Annotated in this window: 5 protein-coding genes; all 5 read right to left on the bottom strand. The window is 24.0% G+C overall.

What is annotated here, in order from left to right; translation table 11 throughout:
- Window positions 1-102: 102 nt before the first annotated feature.
- The 5 genes from ACIQ56_RS12015 to ACIQ56_RS11995 all read right to left on the bottom strand — a co-directional run bounded on the left by ACIQ56_RS12015 (window position 103) and on the right by ACIQ56_RS11995 (window position 7,633).
- On the bottom strand, window positions 103-4,209 hold the full coding sequence (locus tag ACIQ56_RS12015) for a hypothetical protein (protein ID WP_397601301.1): 4,107 nt from the start codon (window positions 4,207-4,209) through the stop codon (window positions 103-105).
- Between the two features lie 265 nt (window positions 4,210-4,474).
- On the bottom strand, window positions 4,475-5,473 hold the full coding sequence (asnA, locus tag ACIQ56_RS12010) for an aspartate--ammonia ligase (RefSeq protein WP_397601300.1): 999 nt from the start codon (window positions 5,471-5,473) through the stop codon (window positions 4,475-4,477).
- A 126-nt stretch (window positions 5,474-5,599) separates the two neighbouring features.
- Window positions 5,600-5,740 carry a hypothetical protein gene (locus ACIQ56_RS12005; RefSeq protein ID WP_397601299.1) on the bottom strand — a complete coding sequence of 47 codons (141 nt, stop codon included), beginning with the start codon at window positions 5,738-5,740 and terminating at the stop codon, window positions 5,600-5,602.
- A gap of 99 nt (window positions 5,741-5,839) precedes the next feature.
- A complete protein-coding gene (locus ACIQ56_RS12000; RefSeq protein ID WP_397601298.1) occupies window positions 5,840-6,892 on the bottom strand; it encodes an ATP-binding protein in 1,053 nt (350 codons plus the stop codon).
- 12 nt (window positions 6,893-6,904) lie between these two features.
- Window positions 6,905-7,633, bottom strand: a complete 729-nt coding sequence (locus tag ACIQ56_RS11995; RefSeq protein WP_397601297.1) for a 7TM-DISM domain-containing protein — start codon at window positions 7,631-7,633, stop codon at window positions 6,905-6,907.
- Between the last annotated feature and the right edge of the window lie 235 nt (window positions 7,634-7,868).

Here is a 7,868-nt window from a genome sequence, read left to right as displayed (position 1 = left end):
CAATCGCCCCTTGCTTGAATTCGCTTGTATACCTTCTTTTGGTTAACACCATTTCAACACCTCTTTCCTATAAGTTTTTTTCGGATCTGGGTGTCTACTTTCTTAGGGGAGGATCATTGTTTCATCTATATCCATTTTAATTTGTATTAAATTTTTGATTAGTAAATTCAAACGAAGCAACTCTTCTTCAGGATTTTTTAGCCAATCTATGGAATATATTTTTTCAATATTCCATCCATTTTCTATAAGCTTTTTATCCCTTATATCAATTTTATCACCAAAATGTTGTGAAGAGTGCAAAATACACTCATCACATTCAATACCCAATACAAAATAATTTTCGTGAAAAGGATGAAGAACAACTAAATCGAGATAGATATTATTATGACCAAACATTTCTAAAACTTTATATCCTAAATCCATTAATTTTGTTTTTACAAATTGTGAAAACTCGCTTGGTTTATAATTTTCTAACCCATTTTTTGGTTTAAAAGATTTTATAATATTTAATGCTTTTTCATAATTTTTTTCTGATAGCGATTTTGTAAACTTTAAAAATCGCCCTAAAATGCACATATTATAATTTTCTGTAAAGGATTTATCATTTGTTTCCATTAAATACAAAGGAATGGTATTTATAACTATCAACTTATTTTTAACAGAAGAAATTAAGTTATTTATTAGTATATTTGAATTATTATCACGATATATTTTTAGGGTTTCAGAGTAATCAATTTTATTTTGAGAAAAAACAGAACCAGTTGAAAATATAACCGTATCAAATTTTTCATTTCCTATACTTTTTATATCTTTTATTACAATTTTTGTTTCTAAATCAAAACTATCATTTCCATAAAGTCGTGAAACAAGCAAATTCCATTTTTGATTTTGTTTTAACTTCATATTTAAAATTTCTTTGTAAAACAAAGACTGCTCTATGCTTGTGGTAATGATTGCGTATGATTTTATCGGAAATATATTTATTTCTTTTAAGAGAGTCTCTAAAACAAAATCAGACTCATAAAAACTCTCATTTTTAAGTGAAATATTATGTATTGTATTTAAATCATAAAATTCAATCTCACTACTTGATAGAAATTTATAAGGAGATGGGATAATTTTTAACTCCCCTAAATAAAATGCATAATTTGCAAACGAAAGCAAAGACTCATTAAATTCACCTGTAGCATTTTTAAAAGTAGTAGAAGAAGATTTTTTTTCTATATAATATTTTAGATCTTTACTTTGATAGTTTAGATCTTTATTATAGTCATTTAATATTAATGAACCTAAATTATTATCATTATTTTTTATCATTAATAATTTTTTAGACCTATAGATTGAAGGAATCACTCGATCTAAATTTAACTTAGAGTCATCATCTATAATTAACAGATCAAACATTTCACTTACTAAAGGAAGAAAACGGCTAACATCCTTTGGGTTTAATAACCAACAAGATTTCATTTTTAAAAATAATTGAACTTCATCTGGTAATAGCTTAGAAGAAGATTCATCTGTCAATTTTGTAATTAAATTATGATATAGTTTATGGTCTTTAACATTTTTAAAATTTTCAGTGGTTTTATAATTAAAATATTCATTTAAATTAAATTTCACATATTCATCAATTTCATTGAGATCAGAGAATAAAGAGCGAATGGTTTCTCGACCATAATTTTTAATTGCAGGATTATAAGACAAAAGATCACTAAACCAACCTAAAATTACAGAAGAATAAACAATATCTTTCCATTTAGATTTATGGTGTGATAATGATTCAATGATATCGATATCTAAATTCACTAAATTATATTTATCTTGTAAATTGCAAACAATTTTATTATACTGGTGCATAAAGTCAATGTCATCAATTCTATCAATCATTACATTTATAAAACTTATCTTCTTTTCAGTTGAATTTAATTGTATTTTATCAAGCTGGATATAATGAGATAATTTGTTCCATTCTTTATTTATATTTTGATCGCATTCTTCAATTTGATTGATGGTTTCAGAAATTTCTTTGATCAATTGAATTATATTTTTATAACTATAGAATGACTGGATTGCTTCTTGATAATGCTTTTCAGTCAATGTTTGTTTTGCATCTTGAAATAGATCATAAATGTTTTCAATATCCACTTGAATTTTATAAATATAATCAATAATATATTCATGATTATTACTTTCCAAATAAATATTGCACCTTATTTTTGATACGATATGCATTAACTCTTCGAAACAATTTAAATACTTTAAATAATGTTCAAATTGTTTCGTAGTTCCATCCCACTTTTGGCATACTTTTTTAATTAAAGATCTATTTACCCAATATTTTTTAGTAAAATATTTTGAAAATTTATTTTCACTTTTAATATATTCTTCTAAGTCTTTAATTAATTTAGGAGTAGTACCTTCTTTAATAGAATGATAACCCGATTTAAATTCTTCCATATCAATTAAAATTCTTTGCATAGTGATAGAGATAGATTTTAAATCATTTATGAAAAGAATTTGATTTTCCCATAAATTTTTATAGTCATATGAAATATCTAATTTACCTGAATTTCTGCTCATAAACATTGAGTATTGATTTAAATTTTCTTCCAACTGATTTTGAATTACATGTTGGTTTATTTTATATTGTAAGTAGTTTTTTTTGCCTTTTAAATTATGAATATTATTTTTTATATTGATTAATTCATCAAATAATAATTTATTTTTCAAAGTGACTTCTAATTTATATCTCCAAGGGCTATCTAAATTATTATTTAATCTTATATAAAAATACTGTATTCCATTTATCTCTTCTAAAATATTAGATAATTTTTCCCATTCAATAAAGCCAAATTTTTGGTAAATATTTGAATCATATAATTCTTTATTTGCTAAAAAGGTTTTATGTATGATCTCTAAATTAGTTAAACCACTTTTTAAATGCTTTTCCTGCAGTATTTTAATATATTCATTTATATCAAACCTTACTTGATTTATTTTATGTAAATTATTTCTAAAATCATTTTCATTAAAATCAAGATTTTCAAAGTTTTTAAACTCAAATATTTGATCATAAATCTCAGATTTATTGCTATTTAAAAACTTAGGTAGTTTAGCAATTTTATTCAATATTCCTTTAGACTCTAATTCTGATTTAATATATTCAAATATTTTATTATTTTCAGAAACAAACAAAACACTTTTGTTTGTTATAGAATATTTTATCATTATATTTAATATTGAATTATACTTTTCAACACCAGTTGGAAAAGATGCTATTGCAGACTCATTATTACCAATTAGCTGTAATAAATTTTGGGTATAGGAATCAAATTTATATGGAAATAAGCTAAATTTTTCTTTTTGAATTTCATAATTTAAAATATCAAGATCATCTTTAACTTTAATTGAAAATAATTTTGAAACTAAATTATTATTGTCTAAATTCTTAATTATATTATTATAATCTTTATATAATGTTAAGTTATCATTCTCCATAAAATCTATAAACATAAAATCATAAATTAAAAATTGATTTAAATTATTATCTTCTTGACTATTAATGTCATATTTATACTTTAAAAACTGAACATCAATATTATGATTGGTTAAATTCTCAACAAGGTAATGAAGTGCATAATTTGCTGAAGAAAATTCTTTCTCTTTTTCTAAATTAATATTAAAAAAATGCTCTAAATAATAAACTAATATTTCGTTTAACAAGAAAGTTTTGTTTTGAAATTTTATATAAAATTTATTTTCTTTATTTCTTTTTAAATAAATTGGTATTTTAAATACAGGGGCATTTGTTACATTAAATTGGCTTTTCCAAGATAAAAATGGTCCTAACAGATAAAGGCAGGGGGCATCAAATTCATTTTCGTAGTTATCACTTATGTAATTAAACTTTTTTAATTTTTGATATAACGCCGAACTAATCGGGGATTCATTTTCTTGAATTGAAATATAGACATTTAAATCTAGCTTTTGTGAATTGAATAGAAGATCAAACTCTTTAGAACTCCATCTTAATATTTGATTTGAAGAGGAATCATTTGGAATTCCAGATCCACTCATAGATTCTTCAAAAGATAAATTAATAGTAGTTTCGTCATCGGCCTTAAAAAATATTGACTTATTTTTAAGCGTAAATCCTTCTAAGGAATCCCTACTTTTTAAAAGCTGTCTCTTTAATTGAATATTATTCATGATCTTCTCTTATTTAGCAAGACATTATAAAGTAACCACTTTTATAATGTTGTTGCTTTTTAGATTTTTTTTTTACTTCTTACAATCAACTGACATTTATATTTATAAAATGAACCAGAAATACAAAAAAAATAGATTAACATCTAATACGATTAGAAGTTAATCTATATATAATAATTATATCTTTAATTTTACAAGATATTTTTTTAAAAAAATATCTTTTCAGGTTATTTTACTCAAAAAGATATTATTTGTGGCAATACATTTAAAAAACAGAAGCTTGTACTTGTGAAATATGACCCTTATTCAATAAGAACATAACAAGTCTGGATTGACCTATTCCACCACCAAGAGATAAAGGCAACTCTCCTTTTTCCAGCATGGAATGAAATAAAAATTGCAATCTTGATTTTTGCCCCGTTAAAGAGAGTTGTTTTAATAATGCTTCCCTGTCTACACGAATTCCCATAGAAGACAATTCAAAAGAGGACTCTAATTTAGGATGCCAAACTAAAATATCACCATTTAGTCCCTTATATTTTTCTGATGTTTCTGTTGTCCAGTCATCATAATCGGGAGCTCTACCATCATGCGGTTGCCCATTTTTAAGTTTCCCACCAATGCCAATTAAAAAAACAGCTCCATGCTTTTTACAAATTTCTCTTTCTCGATCATAAGGACTTAATTGGGGATAAAGTTCTAAAAGTTCTTCGGAATGAATAAATTTAATTTTTTCTGGTAAAATAGGTTTAAAATCAGAAAATTTTTCTGAAAGTTCCATTTCAGTTTCTTTAATAGATTTATATATTTTTTCGACTGTTTCTTTTAAAAACGATAATTCTCTTTGATCTTTATGAATAGTAATTTCCCAATCCCATTGATCTACATAAGCAGAATGCGTGGCATCAATTTTATCACAAGGACGAATGGCTCTCATATCAGCATATAAACCTTCTCCAACAGGAATATCATAAATTTTAAGCATCATTCTTTTCCATTTTGCTAATGACTGGACAACTTCTATTGTTTTTAAATCACTATATTCTGGAATTTTAAAAGATACAGGATACTCAATCCCATTTAAATCATCATTTATACCTGTTCCTTTTTCTACAAATAGCGGAGCAGAAACTTTTAATAAAGATAATGACTCTGAAAGTTTTTGAGGAAAAAAAGTTTTCACAAAATGAATTTGTTTTTCAACTTTTTTTAACTCACTAGCCGAAACAACTTGTGATTCACAAGATAATACGCAAATAGACATAAAACACCTCAAATTATGATTTGTTGTTGGTACATAAGTACAGAAAAAATAAGTAAACATATGTCTAGAACGTGTTTATTTAAATATCTGTAAATAAATTTTAATTATGAAATTTTTTATATTGAATTAATTATTATTATTATTATTTGGATTGATATTATTGGAATTGCAATTATTAGAGGAGGTATGAATAGAAGAAAAAATTGAAATAGAAACACAACATGGTGTTTCATATACTTTCTTAATAATAAAAATACCTGTTTTCATTGCAACACACCTTTTTTTAGTGTTAATTTAATCTGTAACAGGGCAATTGTAATTGATCAAAATATTACTGTCAATTATTTTTTTAAATTAACAAACGAATTATTTTTCAATTGTCTTAAATTTCATTGAAAATTTAGTAAATTCGGATTGAAGATCTAAACTTAAGACCCCATGGTTCCTTTCAACAAATTGATATGATTGAGTTAATCCGAGTCCGGTTTTTTTAAAATCTTTCGTAGTATAAAATGGCTCAAATATGCTAGCCCTCTTATCTAGAGGAATCCCCTCTCCATTATCCATTATAGAAAGTGTAATGTAATTGTCATCTTCATTTCTTAGAGAAATCCTTATCCAAGGATTTTCTACGTTGTCTGTCGCTTCTATAGAATTATGAATTAAATTTACTAGTGCTTTATATATTTCCTCTTTTTTTACGTTTACAAACTTTTCATTCTTTTCAAGCTCAATTGAATAAGGGATATTTAAAGATTTTAACTCGTACTGACAAAATTTTATGGCCATATCAATAATTTCAGAAAGCTTACAATCAACCTTAATTAACTCTACTCCTTGTAGCGATAGTCCTTGTAACTTCGATACAATTTTTGAAATCTTCAAAGTCTTTTTTTTCATCTCAAGTATTTTATTCATTGATTTTTCAAAATTTTCTTTTTCAAATGAATTTTGATGATTTAAAAACGAATCAATACATAATAAAATATATGTTAATGGATTATTAATTTCATGAGCAATTGCTCCTGCAATTCTTGCTAAACTTTTTGTATTATTATTAACATAGAGTTCATATTGTTTATGTCGATCATAAGTTTCATCAATTAAAGCACCAATATATCCTGAAAATTCATTATTCTCATTAAATCTTACAATTCCGCTAACTTTAAACCATTTGAATTCTCCCGATTTAGTAGCAGAAACAACTTCAATATTTTTATAGGAATTTTTTTTATTCATTATTGCTCTAAATTGTATTTTTAATTCATTGGGGGCATTTTTTGCAAAAAGATCATCTAATTTTATAAGTTTAATTTCATTTTTTCTATAACCAAGTTTATCATAAATATTATTTGAAATAAATACAATTTCACCAGATTGATTTGTTTGCCAAAAACAATCGAATGTGACTTCAAGCAATTCTTTAAATTTTTACTCCAAAAGTACAGAGTCTTTTTTTATTTTAGCTTTATCTAATAATATTTTTTCAAATTTTTTATTTCCTAAGAATGTAATAATAGAAATTTCTATTAAAAAAGAAAATAGCATTATAAATCCAGATATTATACTTATTTTACTATAATAAAAAAGATGATAAATATAAAAACAACTAAAAATCATAGACAATAACTTAGGTATTAAATAAAAATTTAATCTTTTTAGTTTAAAAATTAAAGAATAAATACATCCAATTAAAATAATAAAAAAATAAGTGATTAATAAAAACGGTGCTAAATAAATTGAATAATTATAATTATAAAGAGCTAATAAAATAACAAAAATTGGAAATGCCATAAAATAGTAAAAAATAGGAATCATATTTTTGCTATTGTTTTTTGTATTTATTTTTTTATTCAAAAATAAAATAGAACAAATTATAAAAATAGAAGGAGAGAGAGAAAAACTTAATTTTTTAAAAAATTCTATTTCAAGCCATAAATATTTATCACCTACTCCCGTAATAGTAATTATAAATAATAAAATTGATAGTATATAAATAAATGAAAAAAAATAAAATTTATTTTTTAGATAAAAAAATAAAGCTAATGAATATAATAAAATTGAAATTAAAATTCCACAAAATACAAATACAGCTATATCTAATGACACTAGCTTATTAGTATAAGGAATTATTATACTTAAATCTTGTAACTCAAACATTTAAATTTTTTCTACCTCTCAAGCAGCTCTATCCTATTGTTTCGTAAGTATTTTAATTTTCTTTATTTTTTTTTCCAACATTAGCCTTTAAATTTTCAATTTAATTCCGATAAATACTAAGAATTTATGCTGATTAAAGTTCTTTATTTTTGAGCACTTGGGAGTAATATGCCGTCCGTATTAATTGTAGACGACGAACCAATGATTTTAAAATCTTTATCCTTAAAATATCAAA

Origin of the sequence: Silvanigrella sp., assembly GCF_044369315.1 — a bacterium.
Lineage (GTDB): Bacteria > Bdellovibrionota_B > Oligoflexia > Silvanigrellales > Silvanigrellaceae > Silvanigrella.
Note: the sequence above shows the minus strand (reverse complement) of the source record. Positions and strands in the feature narration are given on the sequence as shown.